The sequence below is a fragment of the Nostoc sp. genome, from assembly GCF_036917515.1.
In the GTDB taxonomy this organism is placed as follows: Bacteria; Cyanobacteriota; Cyanobacteriia; order Cyanobacteriales; family Nostocaceae; genus Nostoc.
In genome coordinates, this window is record NZ_JBALDE010000032.1 from 1 (window position 1) to 1,199 (window position 1,199).

Sequence of the window (1,199 nt, forward strand, 5' to 3'; positions counted from 1 at the left end):
CTTCAGCAGCAAGATTTAATTCCAGGGCTAACTGGCTTTCATTGGTGGATTAAACTTGGGGTTTAATCGTAACTAATTAACCGGACTTGATATAATCCCCCCTGATGCCCTTGATTGCTTCCCTACACTCCGTTTCGGTCGCAATGACAATATCGGCGTCGCGTAAGTCCTATAGCTTTTTGAATTTTGAATTTTGAATTTTGAATTGGTATTACTCTGGTAATTCACCAAATCTTTCTTGATAACGAGCAAGCATGGACTCTATTTGGGCAAGTTGCTGTTCGGCTTGTTGACGCTGTTGCTGTTCTTGGTGTGCTACTTCTTCTGGCGTGGGTGTCAGTTGTCCATCGGGAGTGAAAAAGCGCAACTTCGATTGATAAACTCCCAAATATAACTGCAATTGCTGACTCCATAACCAACCTGCTTCATTTGCTTGCAGTTCTTGATAACGACCATCTAATAAATGAAATCCTTTAAATTCTAAACTTACCGGGTCAAACCAAAAATAATCAGGAGTCCGCCAAATATCTTGATAGATTTCCTTTTTTAACCCTCTATCAGTAGCAGATGTTTTGTCAGAAAGAATCTCTACAATCATATTTGGGTATTTGCCATCTTCTTCCCAAACTACCCAGCTTTTGCGTATTTTGCGTTGGGTATTTAAAACTACAAAGAAGTCGGGGCCTCGAAATTGCTCAGATTTGCGTTGACGCGGACTGTAATAAATAGTCATGTTACCGCAAGCGTAAAAATCTTGACGCTCTTGCCACAACCATTCCAAACACTGAATCAACAGCAGTATTTGCCGCAAGTGAAGTTCTGTTTCCCAAGGTGGTTCATCACTGTATAAATCACCAGGAGGAAATATAATATCTTCTGGTGTGTCTTCTAAAATTATTCCTAAATCTTGAGCAGAAGACATAATAATTTCTCTTTTGACAAGATAAATCTAACTTAACCCAATTCATTCACCTTCAAAAGCGATGGCTTCTCTATGAGAGGCTATTGCCAACGCCAAGGGCGAATGCCTCAATTTTTCATTTCAAGTTTCTACGATTATAAGTCTCGCTTACACAGAGTTACTGCTAGCACAAAATAATTTTTACTTAACCTGAGTTCGGGATAAGGAAAGGAGCAGGTAGTAAGCTGAAAATAGCGTTAAATCCAGCACCTGCCCTATGTTTAGTTTAGAAGCATTA

1 protein-coding gene is annotated in these 1,199 nt (G+C 39.6%); it reads right to left on the reverse strand.

Annotated elements, in window-relative coordinates; genetic code table 11:
• Positions 1-211 precede the first annotated feature (211 nt).
• On the reverse strand, positions 212-922 hold the full coding sequence (locus V7K89_RS03995; protein WP_335184563.1) for a Uma2 family endonuclease: 711 nt from the start codon (positions 920-922) through the stop codon (positions 212-214).
• Positions 923-1,199: the final 277 nt, after the last annotated feature.

Bases quoted from the DNA above. Each gene is read 5' to 3' on its own strand.
- V7K89_RS03995 (WP_335184563.1), bottom strand. From the start codon at position 922: ATGTCTTCTGCTCAAGATTTAGGAATAATTTTAGAAGACACACCAGAA.